At 59.8% G+C, this 14384-nt stretch carries 18 protein-coding genes; 10 read left to right on the forward strand and 8 right to left on the reverse strand.

Annotated elements, in window-relative coordinates; all coding sequences use genetic code 11:
* The first annotated feature begins 47 nt into the window (after positions 1–47).
* From ATY79_RS18645 to ATY79_RS30945, 7 genes are all read left to right on the forward strand, one after another.
* Complete coding sequence (locus tag ATY79_RS18645) at positions 48–1070, forward strand: aldose epimerase family protein (protein WP_088693242.1); 1023 nt, start codon at positions 48–50, stop codon at positions 1068–1070.
* Between the two features lie 113 nt (positions 1071–1183).
* Positions 1184–1957, forward strand: a complete 774-nt coding sequence (locus ATY79_RS18650) for a GntR family transcriptional regulator (protein WP_088693067.1) — start codon at positions 1184–1186, stop codon at positions 1955–1957.
* Entirely contained in the window at positions 1954–2985 is a 1032-nt protein-coding gene (locus tag ATY79_RS18655) for an SIS domain-containing protein (RefSeq protein ID WP_088693068.1), read from the forward strand. The genes ATY79_RS18650 and ATY79_RS18655 overlap by 4 nt, the downstream gene beginning before the upstream one ends.
* Entirely contained in the window at positions 2985–4136 is a 1152-nt protein-coding gene (gene nagA, locus ATY79_RS18660; protein ID WP_088693069.1) for an N-acetylglucosamine-6-phosphate deacetylase, read from the forward strand. The genes ATY79_RS18655 and nagA overlap by 1 nt, the downstream gene beginning before the upstream one ends.
* Positions 4137–4150: 14 nt before the next feature.
* Positions 4151–4879, forward strand: coding sequence for an SIS domain-containing protein (locus ATY79_RS18665; RefSeq protein WP_088693070.1), 729 nt, complete (start codon positions 4151–4153; stop codon positions 4877–4879).
* A gap of 143 nt (positions 4880–5022) precedes the next feature.
* On the forward strand, positions 5023–5169 hold the full coding sequence (locus ATY79_RS30940) for a hypothetical protein (RefSeq protein ID WP_189637152.1): 147 nt from the start codon (positions 5023–5025) through the stop codon (positions 5167–5169).
* 89 nt (positions 5170–5258) lie between these two features.
* A complete protein-coding gene (locus tag ATY79_RS30945) occupies positions 5259–5411 on the forward strand; it encodes a hypothetical protein (RefSeq protein ID WP_189637153.1) in 153 nt (50 codons plus the stop codon).
* On the opposite strand, the gene ATY79_RS18670 is transcribed toward ATY79_RS30945, so the two are convergent.
* Together ATY79_RS18670 and ATY79_RS18675 are read right to left on the reverse strand one after the other, a co-directional pair.
* Positions 5408–6133 carry a beta-ketoacyl-ACP reductase gene (locus ATY79_RS18670; RefSeq protein WP_088693071.1) on the reverse strand — a complete coding sequence of 242 codons (726 nt, stop codon included), beginning with the start codon at positions 6131–6133 and terminating at the stop codon, positions 5408–5410. The genes ATY79_RS30945 and ATY79_RS18670 overlap by 4 nt on opposite strands.
* A gap of 68 nt (positions 6134–6201) precedes the next feature.
* Positions 6202–7383, reverse strand: a complete 1182-nt coding sequence (locus ATY79_RS18675; RefSeq protein WP_088693072.1) for an acetyl-CoA C-acetyltransferase — start codon at positions 7381–7383, stop codon at positions 6202–6204.
* A 235-nt stretch (positions 7384–7618) separates the two neighbouring features.
* On the opposite strand from ATY79_RS18675, the gene phaR reads away from it, so the two are divergent.
* Positions 7619–8191 (forward strand): polyhydroxyalkanoate synthesis repressor PhaR, encoded by a 573-nt coding sequence (phaR, locus tag ATY79_RS18680; protein WP_007528399.1) that lies wholly within the window; start codon positions 7619–7621, stop codon positions 8189–8191.
* Between the two features lie 3 nt (positions 8192–8194).
* On the opposite strand, the gene ATY79_RS18685 is transcribed toward phaR, so the two are convergent.
* The 5 genes from ATY79_RS18685 to mtgA all read right to left on the reverse strand — a co-directional run bounded on the left by ATY79_RS18685 (position 8195) and on the right by mtgA (position 11315).
* The gene (locus ATY79_RS18685; protein WP_088704565.1) at positions 8195–8599 is read right to left on the reverse strand and encodes a hypothetical protein; all 405 of its coding nucleotides are present in this window, start codon (positions 8597–8599) and stop codon (positions 8195–8197) included.
* A gap of 149 nt (positions 8600–8748) precedes the next feature.
* Positions 8749–8934 carry a 50S ribosomal protein L32 gene (gene rpmF, locus ATY79_RS18690; protein WP_003543812.1) on the reverse strand — a complete coding sequence of 62 codons (186 nt, stop codon included), beginning with the start codon at positions 8932–8934 and terminating at the stop codon, positions 8749–8751.
* Positions 8935–9090: 156 nt separating this feature from the next.
* Positions 9091–9738: a glutathione S-transferase family protein gene (locus tag ATY79_RS18695; protein WP_088693074.1), complete on the reverse strand. Its 648-nt coding sequence runs from the start codon at positions 9736–9738 to the stop codon at positions 9091–9093.
* 13 nt (positions 9739–9751) lie between these two features.
* A complete protein-coding gene (locus ATY79_RS18700) occupies positions 9752–10471 on the reverse strand; it encodes a DUF1868 domain-containing protein (RefSeq protein ID WP_088704637.1) in 720 nt (239 codons plus the stop codon).
* A gap of 97 nt (positions 10472–10568) precedes the next feature.
* Positions 10569–11315 (reverse strand): monofunctional biosynthetic peptidoglycan transglycosylase, encoded by a 747-nt coding sequence (gene mtgA, locus ATY79_RS18705; protein ID WP_189637154.1) that lies wholly within the window; start codon positions 11313–11315, stop codon positions 10569–10571.
* Positions 11316–11449: 134 nt separating this feature from the next.
* Between mtgA and ATY79_RS18710 the strand changes: the two genes are divergently transcribed.
* Both ATY79_RS18710 and ATY79_RS18715 read left to right on the forward strand, forming a co-directional pair.
* Positions 11450–12364, forward strand: a complete 915-nt coding sequence (locus ATY79_RS18710) for a polyprenyl synthetase family protein (RefSeq protein ID WP_088693076.1) — start codon at positions 11450–11452, stop codon at positions 12362–12364.
* Positions 12365–12477: 113 nt separating this feature from the next.
* The gene (locus ATY79_RS18715) at positions 12478–13116 is read left to right on the forward strand and encodes a LysE family translocator (protein WP_088704638.1); all 639 of its coding nucleotides are present in this window, start codon (positions 12478–12480) and stop codon (positions 13114–13116) included.
* 17 nt (positions 13117–13133) lie between these two features.
* Here the strand turns inward: ATY79_RS18715 and ispG are convergent, their stop codons facing one another.
* On the reverse strand, positions 13134–14384 hold the full coding sequence (ispG, locus tag ATY79_RS18720; RefSeq protein ID WP_088693077.1) for a flavodoxin-dependent (E)-4-hydroxy-3-methylbut-2-enyl-diphosphate synthase: 1251 nt from the start codon (positions 14382–14384) through the stop codon (positions 13134–13136).

Here is a 14384-nt window from a genome sequence, read left to right on the forward strand (position 1 = left end):
AGGGGCAGGTTCCCTGCCTCAATCGAAGATATATCTGGATGGTCGCTATGGCGGAAATGTTGAAACGGGAAGTTTTTGGGCAGACCCAGTCGGGCGAGACCGTCTATCGTGTTGAGATCAAGGGTGGCGGGCTCACGGCCAAAATCATCACCTGGGGTGCCGTCATTCAGGATCTTCGCCTTGACGGTCACGATGCGCCGCTGCTGCTCGGCTTCGATGATTTTGACAGCTACCCCGCCCACTCCTCCTACTTTGGCGCGACGCCCGGGCGCTGCGCAAACCGCATCGGCGGCGGCAAGTTCACGCTGGATGGCAAGAGTTATCAGCTCGATCTCAATGAGAAGGGCGTGACCCACCTTCATGGCGGCAAGGACAACATCGCCAAGCGGAACTGGACAATCGTCGAGCATGATCTCGACCGCGTCGTGCTGAAGATCGTCGATCCGGACGGTCGCGGCGGTTATCCCGGCAACTGCACCATCCAGGCAACTTACTGGGTGCATGGTGACGGCGAATTTTCTGTCATCTACGAATCGACGAGTGATCAGCCGACGATCGCCAACGTCTGCCAACATGCCTACTTCAACCTCGACGGCCGCGAAGATGCGCTCGGCCACGACATCATGATTGCAGCCGAGGGCTACCTCGTGACAAACGAGTTGCAGATCCCGACCGGAGAGGTGCGGCCCGTCGCCGGAACGGTCTTCGACTTCCGTGAGATGTCGCCGATGAAGCGGTTCGACGGGAGTGAGCAGGCGCTCTACGATCACAATTTCTGCCTCTCCACCGAACGCATTGCAAAACGATCCGTCGCGCTTGCCCGCAGCCTGAGCTCAGGCGTTTCGCTGGAAGTCCGCACGACGGAGCCCGGCATACAGTTCTACGCCGGCTTCAAGCTCGACGTGCCTGTACCCGGCCTGGACGGACGCAAGTACGGTCCGTTCGCCGGCTTCTGCCTGGAAACGCAGGTTTGGCCGGATGCAATCAACCACGAGGGCTTCCCCAATGCGGTTCTGCGTCCTGGCGAAGTGCTGCGTCAGGAAACGGACTACATTTTCTCGAAGAGCTAACGCCTTCGTTCGGCTCGAAGAAACAAACCCTTGCAGGTCGCCTGCGAGGGTTTTTCTTTTCCGACTGATTTTCCCGCTTGCGATTGGTTCTAAATAGGTTCTATTATTGAAACATGAATAGAACCAGTCTGATAGCGGAGCTGAACAGCCGTGGCCTGCGCGGCGTGGCGCTTAGCGGGCCGCTTTACAAGCGGTTGGCGCAGGCCCTGACCGGCCTGATCCAAGAAGGATTGCTGAAGCCCGGCACGGCGCTTCCCGGCGAGCGCGACCTTGCTGAAGCCCTGAAGGTCGGACGCGTGACCGTTCGGACCGCCTATCGCGACCTAATGAATTCAGGCACGCTTGAATCCCGGCATGGAAGCGGCACCTTCGTCTCGAGCAAGGTCGAGCGGATGGAGCAGTCGCTATGGCGGCTTTCTTCGTTCTCCGCCGATATGCGCTCACGCGGTCGTGCGCCTGCTGCGAGGATCTTGTCTCGAACCGTCAATACGCCATCTCCCGACGAAGCCTTTTTGCTTGGGCTCGGCCTTGATGAACCTGTCCTTCGTTTGGATCGCCTGCGCCTTGCCGACGGCCTCCCGCTTGCGATCGAACGCGCTGTCGTACCGGTGAAGTTCCTGGGAGAAAATGCCGGCGGGGAAGGATCTCTTTACGAAGCGCTTACGGCAAGCGGTCACCGCCCCGTTCGAGCGCTGCAGAGATTGACGGCGGTCACGCTCGATCCGTCATCGGCTGCGGCGCTGGACGTGAAAGCCGGTGCACCCGCGCTGCTGATCGAACGTGTGTCGCGCCTGGAAGACCAGCGTGTCGTTGAATACACCCGCTCCCACTATCGTGGTGATGCATATGATTTTGTTGCGGAATTAAGAATCGGAGATGACCTATGAGTGAAAGCCATTCGCTGATGTTGCAGGAAGCCGGCCAGTCGCCGGAGGTCGTCGCAACGCTGCTTCAGAAAGAAAAGCCCGTCTTCGACGAAATTGCGAAGCTGTTTGCATCAGGTGCGCCGACTGTGGTGACAACAGCAGCCCGCGGATCCTCGGACCACGCAGCGACCTTCTTCAAATACCTGTTCGAGATCACCTGCGGCGTGCCGGTCGCATCGGTTGGTCCGTCGATCGCGTCGGTTTATGGCGCGTCCCTGCATCTCAAAGGCGGCATCCACTTCACCGTCTCGCAATCTGGTGCGAGCCCCGACATCATTGCCTTGCAGGATGCGGCAAAGCACGGCGGCGCAACAACGATCGCCGTCGTCAACGTCACCGACAGCCCGCTCGCCAAGCAGGCCGACATCGTTCTCGGCCTCAATGCAGGCCCGGAGAAGAGCGTAGCGGCAACCAAGTCCTTCATCGCTTCAGTCGCCGCGCTTTCCGGTGTCACGGCAGCCATCAGCGGCAAACGCGACCTGCATGCCTCGCTGGAAAAGCTGCCGGAAGCCCTGCAGGCGACCAGCGGGATCGATACGAAGGCAGCCGAGGATGTACTTTTCGAGGCCAGCTCGCTCTATACGGCCGGCCGCGGCCCCGCTTTCGCTATTGCGCTCGAGGCCGCTTTGAAGGCCAAGGAGACGGCTAGCTTGCATGCGGAGGCCTTCTCGCTTGCCGAACTGATGCATGGCCCGATGCGTCTTGTTCAGCCAGGCTTCCCGATTGTCGCCTTTACGCCTGATGATCCGGCATTCAGCAACAACGTCCAGGCGCTCGAGCGACTGCGGAAACTCGGCGCGACCACCGTGCCGTTCTCGGCGCAGCCAGTCTCCGGTATCAACCTGCAAGTGCCGACGACCGGCAGCGGCCTACTTGATCCGCTCGCTTCGCTGCTGGTCTACTACCGCCTGATTGAGTCGGTGACGCGCCGCAAGGGTTTCGACCCGGACAAGCCGGCCAACCTGCTCAAGGTCACGGAGACGATGTGATGGTTCGCAAGATCTTCTCCGGCGCGCGGATCTTCGATGGTCAGCGCTTCCACGACGACAAAGCGCTCATCGTCTCGGACGGGCGCGTCGAGGCCATTGCAGCAGCAGGCGAACTGCCGGAGGGCGAGCACACGCGCTTTGAGGGCGGTGTCCTCTCGGCAGGCTTCATCGATGCGCAGGTGAATGGCGGCGGTGGCCGGATGCTCAACGACGAGGCATCCGCAGCCTCCATGTACATGATTGCCGACGGTCATCGGCCCTACGGCACGACCGCACTGCTGCCGACGCTGATCACCGATACGTCAGACGCGACCACTGCGGCGATCGAAGCAGCCAAGGAAGCCGTCAAGACGAACCGGGGGGTCGCGGGCCTCCACCTTGAAGGCCCGCATCTGGCGCCGGCGCGCAAGGGAGCCCATCTTGCCGAACTCATGCGCCCGGTCGAAGACAAGGACGTGAAAGCTTTCATTGCGGCAAAGGAGGCGATCGGCACACTGCTGGTAACGATGGCGGCCGAGCAGGTCACGGCGAAGCAGGTGCGTGAACTCAGCGAAGCCGGCGTCACCGTCAGCATAGGCCATTCCGATTGCTCCAGCGAGGCGGCAGAGGCGCGCTTCGACGCCGGCGCGCGTGGCGTGACACATCTCTTCAACGCCATGAGCCAACTCGGCCACCGGGCCCCCGGCCTTGTCGGTGCGGCCATCGACCATCCTTCAGTCTGGTGCGGCATCATTGCGGATGGCCACCACGTCGACCCGAAGGCGCTGCGAACCGCTCTTCGCGCCAAACGGGGCGAAGGTAAGCTCTTCTTCGTCACCGACGCGATGTCGCTGGTTGGATCGGAACAAGACTCCTTCACGTTGAATGGCCGGACCGTCCGACGCGAGAGAGGTGGCTTCTGCTCCAAACTGGTGCTCTCCGATGGCACGCTCGCCGGCTCCGACGTCGATATGGCGTCCACCGTCCGCTATGGTGTCACCTATCTGGAGTTGACCCTCGCGGAGGCCCTTCGCATGGCGACGCTCTACCCGGCGCGCTTCCTGCGCCTTGAGGATCGCGGCCATCTTTCGCCGGGTGCCCGAGCCGATCTGGCGCATCTGACCGACGCCCTTGAGGTCACAAGAACGTTCATCAGCGGCGAAGCAGCCTAGAACGCGAGGACGTGATGACAGCGATCACCGATGCCTATTTTTCCAACCTGATCGACCGACTCGAGACCTTGAAGGCGGAACTCGCCGGACCGATGACCCTGGCGGCCGATGCGATCCTGGAAGCCGCCCGCAATGACAAGCGGGTTTATGTGTTCGGTACGGGACACTCTCACATGCTGGCGGAAGAGGTCCACTATCGGGCAGGCGGCCTCGCTCTTACCGTTCCGGTTCTCGTCGGCTCCGCGATGCTGCACGAGGGCGCGGTGATCAGCTCCGTTTACGAGCGTACGGAAGGATTGGTGCGGCCGGTGTTGGAACGCTATGGAATGCAACCGGGTGACGTCATCATCATCGCGTCGAACTCCGGCGTGAATGCAGCGCCGATCGAGGCTGCCGATTACGGCCGCGAGATCGGCGCCAAGGTGATCGCGCTCACCTCGGTCTCCTACTCGAGTGCGGTTGCGAACGGGCGGCGCCGTCTTGCGGACATCGCCGACATCGTCCTGGACAACGGCCTCCCGCCCGGCGATGCGGTGATCGAACTCCCGGGCACGGAACTGAAGGTTGGTCCGGTTTCGACCGCTATTGGTGCAACGATTCTCAACGCCATCTTGGCGGAAGTGGCGTCAGAACTGTCGAAAGGCGGCGACGCACCAATTTATCTCAGCGCCAATATGCCCGGAGCCGCGTCAGTCAACCAGCGACTGGTCAAGAAGTATCGGCCACGCAATCCTCATCTCTAAGAGCGCTCGGCACCCGATTGTCAACGCCACGCCGACAGTCGGTCGCCAAAGTTCAATCTACCGGACCGTGAGGGTCGGGCGCATATTTCTTTCAAGAACAGCGGCGAGGCCAATGTCTCGCGGGCTTGGAAAGGAATGGTCCCATGACCCAGATCATCTTAAATTCAGCCGTCGCCATCCTCGTTGCGGTCGCCTTCGCGACAACGACCGCCGCCGCTCTTCGTGGCGAGAACCGCGCTATGCAGAAGGTGCCGGTCAGGGCCAAAGCAAGGCGCCACCCAAAGGGCTGAAAGACAGCCAAATAATTCCTCAAATCGGCCCCAATATCGACACCGGGTTGGACGACCAATGCATCGTGGGGAATTTGGAGTGCAGGGCAATGACCAGAATTATCGGCGCAGCCGCATTGTTGACCATCGCCATGGCGGCCTATGCGGCATACTTGAATCCGTACGATACGCGCAGCCAGCAAGGCCGCTATTCGCAGCAGATCGAGAGCCACGATAACGGCCTTACAGCGTCCATCCGTTAAACGAACAACTGACCGCCATTGGCGCTAAGCGTCGATCCGGTAATGAAGCCTGCGTCGTCGGAAACTAGAAAGACGACACAGCGCGCCACCTCCTCAGGTTCGCCGAGACGACCAACCGGTATCTGCGGAATGATTCTTTCGTTCAAGACTTTCTCCGGAACCGCAAGAACCATTTCTGTCCCGATGTAACCTGGGCAGATCGCGTTGACGGTGATGTTCTTGGCAGCACCTTCCTGCGCAAGCGCCTTGGTAAAGCCGAGGTCACCTGCCTTGGCAGCGGAGTAGTTCGCCTGGCCCATCTGGCCCTTCTGGCCGTTAATCGAGGATATGTTGACGATCCGCCCATAGCTCCGGTCGCGCATGCCGCCCCAAACCTGGTGCGTCATGTTGAAGAGACCGGTGAGGTTGGTGTTGACGACCTCGTGCCACTGCTGCGGCGTCATCTTGTGGAACATTGCGTCCCGCGTGATGCCGGCGTTGTTAACGAGGACATCGATCGGACCAAGTTCAGCTTCAACCTTCGCGATACCCTCGCCGCATGAGGCGTAGTCGGAAACATCCCATTTGAAGACGGGAATGCCTGTCGCGTTGTTAAAGGCGTTCGCCTTCTCATCGTTGCCCGCGTAATTCGCGGCAACCGCATAGCCTGCATTCTTCAGTGCGACGGAAATTGCGGCGCCAATGCCGCGGGTACCACCAGTGACAACAGCCACTCTGCTCATGTTCCGCTCCCTCATTTGAAGGCCCCGCTATCCTGCGGGGCTCAGGTTATAGTTGGATTGCCTGCTGTTCAAAGAGCTTCAAAGCACATTGCGACACCCATGCCGCCACCGATGCACAGCGTCGCCAGCCCCTTCTTCGCGCCGCGGCGCTTCATCTCGAAGAGGAGCGTGTTGAGCACGCGTGCGCCGGATGCGCCGATCGGATGGCCGATTGCAATCGCGCCACCGTTGACGTTGACGATCGATGGGTCCCAGCCGAGGTCCCTGTTGACCGCGCAAGCCTGTGCGGCAAAGGCTTCGTTCGCTTCGACGAGATCGAGATCGCCGACGGACCACCCCGCCTTTTCCAACGCCTTCCGCGATGCCGGGATAGGACCCGTTCCCATCACCTGCGGATCAACACCTGCGGTCGCCCAGGAAACGATCCGGGCGAGCGGCTGGATGCCCCGGCGGGACGCCTCGGCTTCCGTCATGAGGACGGCTGCGGCAGCGCCATCGTTGAGGCCGGAGGCATTCGCTGCGGTGACCGTGCCCTCCTTATCGAAAGCCGGACGCAGTTTGGCCATCGAGTCCAACGTCGCTCCGTGACGGATGTATTCATCGGCATCAACCGTCACGTCGCCCTTTCGTGTCGGGATGACGTAGGGAATGATTTCATCGGCGAAACGCCCGGCCTTCTGCGCGGCTTCCGCCTTGTTCTGCGATGCAACCGCGAATCGGTCCTGCTCCTCGCGGGAGAGCTGCCACTGGCGGGCAATGTTCTCGGCGGTGATGCCCATGTGGTAGCCATAGAAGGCATCCGTCAGGCCGTCCTTGATCATGGTGTCGACCATTTTCATGTCGCCCATTTTGACGCCGCCGCGCAGATGCGCAGCATGCGGTGCCATCGACATCGATTCCTGGCCGCCGGCGACGATGATCTTCGCGTCACCGAGCGCGATCTGTTGCATGCCGAGCGCCACGGCGCGCAGGCCAGAACCGCAGAGCTGGTTGACGCCCCACGCCGTTGCTTCCTTGGGAACGCCTGCCTTCATGGCCGCCTGCCGGGCCGGGTTCTGGCCCTCGCCAGCCGGGAGAACCTGACCGAGAATGACCTCGTCGACCTCGCTGGCGTCGACACCCGCACGTTGTAGCACGCCCTTGACTGCGGCCGCACCCAGTTCATGGGCAGGGACGGTGGCGAAGGCCCCATTGAATGAGCCAACGGCAGTGCGACCTGCACTAGCGATGACGATGGATGAACTCGACATTACGATCTCCTCGTTAACTCGACCGGATTAGAGGAAACTGACAAAGCTTCACCGTCAAGTCAAACGACAAGAGTATGCCCTTTAATTTTAGGGATTGCTTACGTTGAGACAAATTATCTCTGCCGCAAAAGGGGTTGCCGCATCGCACAAAGAGATTGTCACTGGGCTTCGTTTGCGTCTACATTCCTAGGTGGAGGAATTTCCATAACAATCAGACGGGCTTCGGGAGACTGATATGGCGAAGAATGACGGGCAGATCGTAATCAAGAAATACGCCAATCGCCGCCTCTACAACACAGGCACCAGCACCTATGTGACGCTGGAAGATCTGGCGGAGATGGTGAAGAAGGGAGAGGATTTTACAGTTCAGGACGCAAAGAGCGGCGACGATATTACCCACTCTGTGCTGACGCAGATTATTTTCGAACAGGAATCCAAGACGGGCAACACACTGCTGCCGATCTCGTTCCTTCGCCAGCTTATTACCTACTACGGTGACCAGATGCAGATGGTTGTTCCGAGCTTCCTGGAACACTCCATGCGCGCCTTTACCGAGCAGCAGGCACAGATGCGCGAGCAAGTCACGCGTGCTTTCGGCGAAACGCCGATCGGCAAGAATCTGCAACTGCCGATGCAGATGGTGGAAGATCAGGTGCGTCGCAATACCGAGATGTTCCAGCAAGCCATGCAGATGTTCTCGCCATTCATGACCCCACCGGCCAAGGAAAGCCGCAAAGCGGAAGCAAAGGATATCGACGAGCTGAAGGAACAGCTGCGCGCGCTTCAGAACAAACTCGATAACCTCTGAGCTTCAGAGCCCAATCGATACATCGCGCCCGGCGGTGCGAATAGATACGGCAAAGCCGCCAATCACGTCGATCAATGCAATCGTCAGCAGGATGAAGAAAACCTGAGTGGCCGCATCCTGGACGAGAAGAAACTCGACCAGGAAGGCAATGAAGACGAGCATCGATAGCATGTGGTTGGTCAGGCTGCCGTCATTGCGCGTCGCCTTCAGGATCTCGAAGAACAGGACACCGAGCGCGACGACGATGAAGAGGTCACCGAGCGACATGCTCCACATAGCTCCCGACATCATCGACAAAACGATGATGTCGTTCTGCAGCGAGGGAAGCCCATCGCTGCCCATCAAGCCCAGCATCGACATATTGTAAAGAATGAATGGGATAATCATCAATGGCACGGCATTGAACATATGGCACAGCTCCCCCCTCAGCCGGAGAATAGTGCCGTAAACAACCGCATCACTTCAAGATATCAGAAGAATGTTTTTGTGCCGGGGGAAAAGCAAAAGGCCGGCACATGGCCGACCTTGCAACTCTCGCTCAAGCAAGCGCAAAAGTATTATGCGCTTTCCTTTGGCGTCAAAACCTGACGGCCGCGATACATACCGGTCTTCAGATCGATATGGTGCGGGCGGCGCAGTTCGCCGGAGTTCTTGTCTTCAACGTAGGTCGGAGCCTTCAGTGCGTCTGCAGAGCGGCGCATACCGCGCTTGGACGGGCTCGTTTTTCTCTTCGGTACAGCCATTTCTCTTACTCCACTTCACGGGCAAACACATCCTACGGCCAGACTGGCGGCCGAAACGACGTATCGCGATTTCGGAAATTTTGCGCGCTTATACATGCCTTGAGGGTACTTGACCAGTCCCCAAGCTTATTTTTTGAGATTCCTGCGATTCATAGGTCAGACCTCGTCTTCTTCGACAATCCAGGGCTCGGATCGCGCCGCCTCTTCCCACTTCTTCCAGGCAGGATGCGCCTTGACGGCTGCAATATAACTTAGCGTGTCGCCGGCGGATACCAGGTCATAGACGTCGAAACGACTGACAACGGGTGCGAACATCGCATCGGCACCGGAAAAATTGCCGAAAAGGAACGGCCCGCCGGAGTGGGCGCGCAGGTCACGCCAGATCGTCTCGATCCGGGCGACATCAGCCATCACGCCGTCGGCAAGCGCAATCTTCCCCTTCGGCCGCCGGACATTCATCGGGCAAGCATTCCGCAAGGTCCTGAAGCCCGCAAGCATCTCCATGGAAACAGCGCGCGCGACCGCTCGCTTCTTATGCTCACTTGGCCATATCCCGGCTTCCGGGAAAAGCTCGGCAACGTATTCGATAATCGCCAGCGACTGCCAGACCCGAGTATCGCCGTGCTGGAGCACAGGAACCTGACCGGTCGGCGAAAACTCCCTGAAGCGCGGATTGCCGGCGGCGAAATCGAAGGGAACCAGCACCTCCTCAAAAGGAATGCCGGCGGCTGTCATGGCAATCCATGGCCGAAACGACCAGGACGAATAGTTCTTGTTACCGATGTAGAGCGTGAGCTTGTCCAACAGGATCTTCCTTTTACGCTTCGGGCGCGAACGCAAGCCGCTCCACGAAATGGTTCATGTCCTCGAAAGTGCAGAAGGCGGGCGGCCTCAATGCTATCACCGGAGTGGTTTCGCGCAGCGTGACGAGCGCGCGGTCGAGCATGGCCTGCCATACGGGTAGCGCTGCTTCCTGTAACCGCGCGATCGGGTAGCAGAATGTGATATGGAATTCATAGGTGTCATGATCCGGATGCCGGTAGCCGAACACGTGTGCGAACGCGTCACGCCATTCCTTCATAATACGCCGATCCGCAGCCGTAACACCGTTCACGGTAAGCCCTACCGGCGTTACGTCGGTAACTTCAACATCGAAGGGGCCGAGCGGCCCGAAGGATTGAAACCGATCCAGATAGATCTCGCTCATCCGCTCGATCGCGGTATCAAGCGTCACATCCTGCGGCCAGTAAGGCAGCCTGCGACGATACTCGATAACACCCTGAAACAGGGTCATGTGCAGACTGGAGATCGGCGTAAAGGCGAACTGAGATGCCTCCGGCATCGCCAGAAAACTCTGGCGCGCCTCAATGATTGCCTGCTGCGATGGCGATCCCTCGACCAGATGGCAAACGACGGTATTGCCAGGCTCGCGCAGAAACGTGCCGGTTGCGTCATAGCGGGTCCCGAGATGGTTCGGCGGCGCCGGGTTATGAACGGCGGAATACGTGAGAAGGCTAGGCGAAAAGGCAGAAATCATCGCTGGCAGTCCAGTCATTGGTGGCGGGATTTCCGTCCATACGTTTGAAGCACGAATGCCAGATGACACTCATGAACACCAACGACTTATTGCGATATCAATCATAAATGCATCTGATGTAATCACCTGACCCGCGCGCGCGCCGCTCGATGAGGCCGGCGAGCCGTCGCAATCCACGCCCGGGCTTGCCGGCGTTGCGATCGAAGGGATTGGGAAGCGACACGGCGAGAAGAGCGGCCTGCCGGCTGGTCAATTTCGATGCCGGCACCTTGAAGTGGTGACGGGCCGCAGCCTCGATGCCGTAGATCCCCGGTCCCCATTCTGCAATGTTGAGGTAGATCTCCATCAGGCGCCGCTTGGACCAGATGAAATCCGCCGTCACAGCCAATGGCAGTTCCAGCGCCTTGCGAACGAAGGACCGGCTGTTCCACAGGAACAGGTTCTTCACCGTCTGCATCGGGATCGTGCTGCCGCCGCGGGTCGCCTGGCCGCTCAGCGTATCCTCCAACAGCATCCGCATCTCACCCCAATCGACGCCGCCGTGGAAGCAGTACTGCCCATCCTCGGACATCATCACCGACTGAACGAGAACCGGCGAAATATCATCGAGTGATACCCATTGCCGGTCGTAGCCGCGCAGCAACACCAGATCGCGGAGCATGAGCGTGGAAACGGGGTGAACGAAGGGCAGCAGATAAAGGACAATCAGGACATAGGGAAGAATGACGAGCGCCACCAATGCAAGGACGATGCGCATGATCACGGGCCGGCTCTTAAGCCAAAACAACACGTGCCTGTGAAACGGCACGGTCATGCTTTCCTCTCTCTCCGGCGTTATGTCCAATTCCCCGACCCAGTCTCTTGCCCTTCTCCTCCATACCGTTTGCGAACTGGCATTGCCAGAGACAAAGGAAATCTTCACCGCACCATCGACAATTCCGTTGCAAGCAGAAGGCGGCTCATGCCAAACAGCGCGCCATGGACGCAAGCTCTGAAACATTCGAAGCCAGATTGACGACCACCGCACGCGAGGTCGAGGCTGTGCTCGGCGTTTTACTGTCGTCACCTGCGCTGAACGACGAAATCACCCGGCCGGAACGGCTGCGTTCAGCCATGAACTATGCCACCCTGAACGGCGGCAAGCGGTTGCGGCCCTTCCTTGTCGTGGAGGCGGCATCGTTGCTCGGTGGAAACAGGGACGCGGCACTGAGGGTGGGTGCGGCACTCGAATGCGTACACTGTTACTCGCTCGTTCACGACGACCTTCCGGCAATGGACGACGACGACCTGCGCCGAGGCAAACCGACCGTGCACATCGCCTATGATGAAGCGACTGCCATCCTCGCTGGTGACAGTCTGCTCACCTATGCCTTTGACATCATCGCCGCGCCCGAAACGAAATTGCCTGACGCAGCCAAACTGGCGTTGACGCTGGCGCTGGCCCGCGCTGCGGGCATCGGAGGCATGGCAGGCGGGCAGGCTCTCGACCTTGCCGCCGAGAAACAGGCGCCCGACGAGCAGGGCATCGTCACGCTACAGGCGATGAAGACCGGCGCCCTTATCCGCTTCGCCTGCGAGGCGGGCGCCATCATCGCCGGCGCTTCGCCGGACGATCGCGAGCGATTGCGTCAGTTCGGCGAGCGGATCGGCCTCGCCTTCCAACTCGCGGACGACATTCTCGATCTCACCTCCGATGCTGCCACGATGGGCAAGGCGACAGGCAAGGATACCGGCCGCGGCAAGGGCACGCTGGTGGCAATGCATGGTATGGCTTGGGCAGAAGCCAAGCTTGCCGAGCAGGTGCGCGAGGCAGAAGCATTGCTGGCGCCTTACGCCGAGCGGAGCATCATTCTTGCGGAAGCGGCTCGCTTCATCGCCGGTCGCAGGAACTGAAAAGCGTCACCGGGACAATGTTTCCGCTAACAGACTCCATGCAGTCTCTTGTCTATCGCGGGGAACCACGCCTAAGAACGATGGACAGTCGCCGGCCAAACAAGAGACGCATGATGCATGAGATCCTGACCTACCTCCCGCAGATTCTGCCGGCCTACGTCGCCTATCTGATCGCCGTCATCAGCCCTGGCCCTGCGATCATGGCAATCGTGTCCACTTCGATGACACATGGTCGAAAGGCAGGCCTGACCATTTCGCTCGGCATCTTCGCAGGCTCGTTCACCTGGGCCTGTGCTGCCGCTCTCGGCCTTGCGACCATCCTCCAGACCTATGCCATGGCGCTGGAGATCCTGAAAATCTTCGGCGGCCTCTATCTGCTCTATCTCGCCTATAAGGCTTTCAGGGCAGTGCGCGCCAACAATGAGCTGCCGACAGCTGTCGTGCAGAAAAACCTTACGACACGCGCCCTGTTGCTGCGCGGCTACGGTATCCACGTCACCAACCCGAAGGCCATCTTCGCCTGGCTAGCGATCATCGCGCTCGGCATGCCGCAGGGCGCACCGGCATCCGTCGCCGGTCTGATCATCGGAGTATGCATGGTGACAGGCCTAACCGTCTTCATGGGATACGCCATGTTGTTCTCGACACCACATGCCTTGAAGATTTACCGCGGGCTACGCCGCTGGATCGAAGGGGCTATGGCTGCCTTCTACTGTGTCGCAGGGCTGAAGCTGCTGACCAGCCGAATCTGAACGCTTCCGGCTGGCGCTTATTCGGCGGCCGTCTTCTGCCCGAAACGCTTTTCGATGTAGTCGACCACGAGCGCCTCAAAGTCCGAAGCGATGTTCGGGCCGCGCAGGGTCAACGCCTTCTTGCCGTCGATGAACACGGGCGCAGCCGGCGTTTCGCCGGTGCCGGGCAAGGAAATGCCGATATCGGCGTGCTTGCTTTCACCCGGCCCATTGACGATGCAGCCCATGACCGCAACGTTCAATGCTTCGACACCAGGATATTTTTCGCGCCAAACCGGCATGTTCTTGCGAATGTCGTTCTGAATGTTTTGCGCCAATTCCTGGAATACGGTCGAGGTCGTGCGGCCGCAGCCGGGACAGGCCGCAACGACAGGCACAAACTGGCGGAAGCCCATCACCTGCAGCAGCTCCTGGGCAACCTGTACTTCGCGCGTCCGGTCGCCATTCGGCTCCGGCGTCAGCGACACGCGGATCGTATCGCCGATGCCCTGCTGCAGCACATAGCCCATGGCAGCCGACGAGGCGACAATCCCCTTGCTGCCCATACCAGCTTCGGTAAGGCCGAGATGCAGGGCGTGGTCAGAGCGTTCGGAGAGCATCGAATAGACGGCAATCAGATCCTGTACCTGGCTGACCTTGGCCGACAGGATGATGCGGTTGCGCGGCAGACCGATTTCTTCGGCCAGATTGGCTGAAATCAACGCGGACTGGACGATCGCTTCGCGGGTCACTTGGCGTGCCGAAAGCGGTGAGCCAGCCTCGGCGTTCTGGTCCATCAGCGCCGTCAGCAACTCCTGATCCAGTGAGCCCCAGTTCACACCGATGCGGACAGGCTTATCGTATCGGATCGCCATCTCAATGATGTCGCCGAACTGCTTGTCCTTCTTGTCCTTGAAGCCGACGTTGCCAGGATTGATGCGATACTTCGCCAGTGCCTCGGCGCAGGCCGGATGATCGGCAAGAAGCTTGTGGCCGATGTAGTGAAAATCGCCGACAAGCGGGACGTCCATGCCAAGCCGCAGCAGTCGCTCGCGAATCTTCGGAACCGCGGCCGCGCTCTCGTCGCGGTCGACGGTGATGCGAACGAGCTCGGACCCCGCCTTGAAGAGAGCCGCCACCTGCGCAACAGTGGAGTCAATATCCGCCGTATCGGTGTTCGTCATCGACTGGACGACAACGGGCGCACCTCCGCCCACGATGACGCCGCCAACGTCGACGGCGACAGATGCGCGGCGTGGTTTCGGATCAAAATCTGCAGCAGAAGACAT

Source organism: Rhizobium sp. R693 (assembly GCF_002211315.1).
Lineage (GTDB): Bacteria > Pseudomonadota > Alphaproteobacteria > Rhizobiales > Rhizobiaceae > Rhizobium.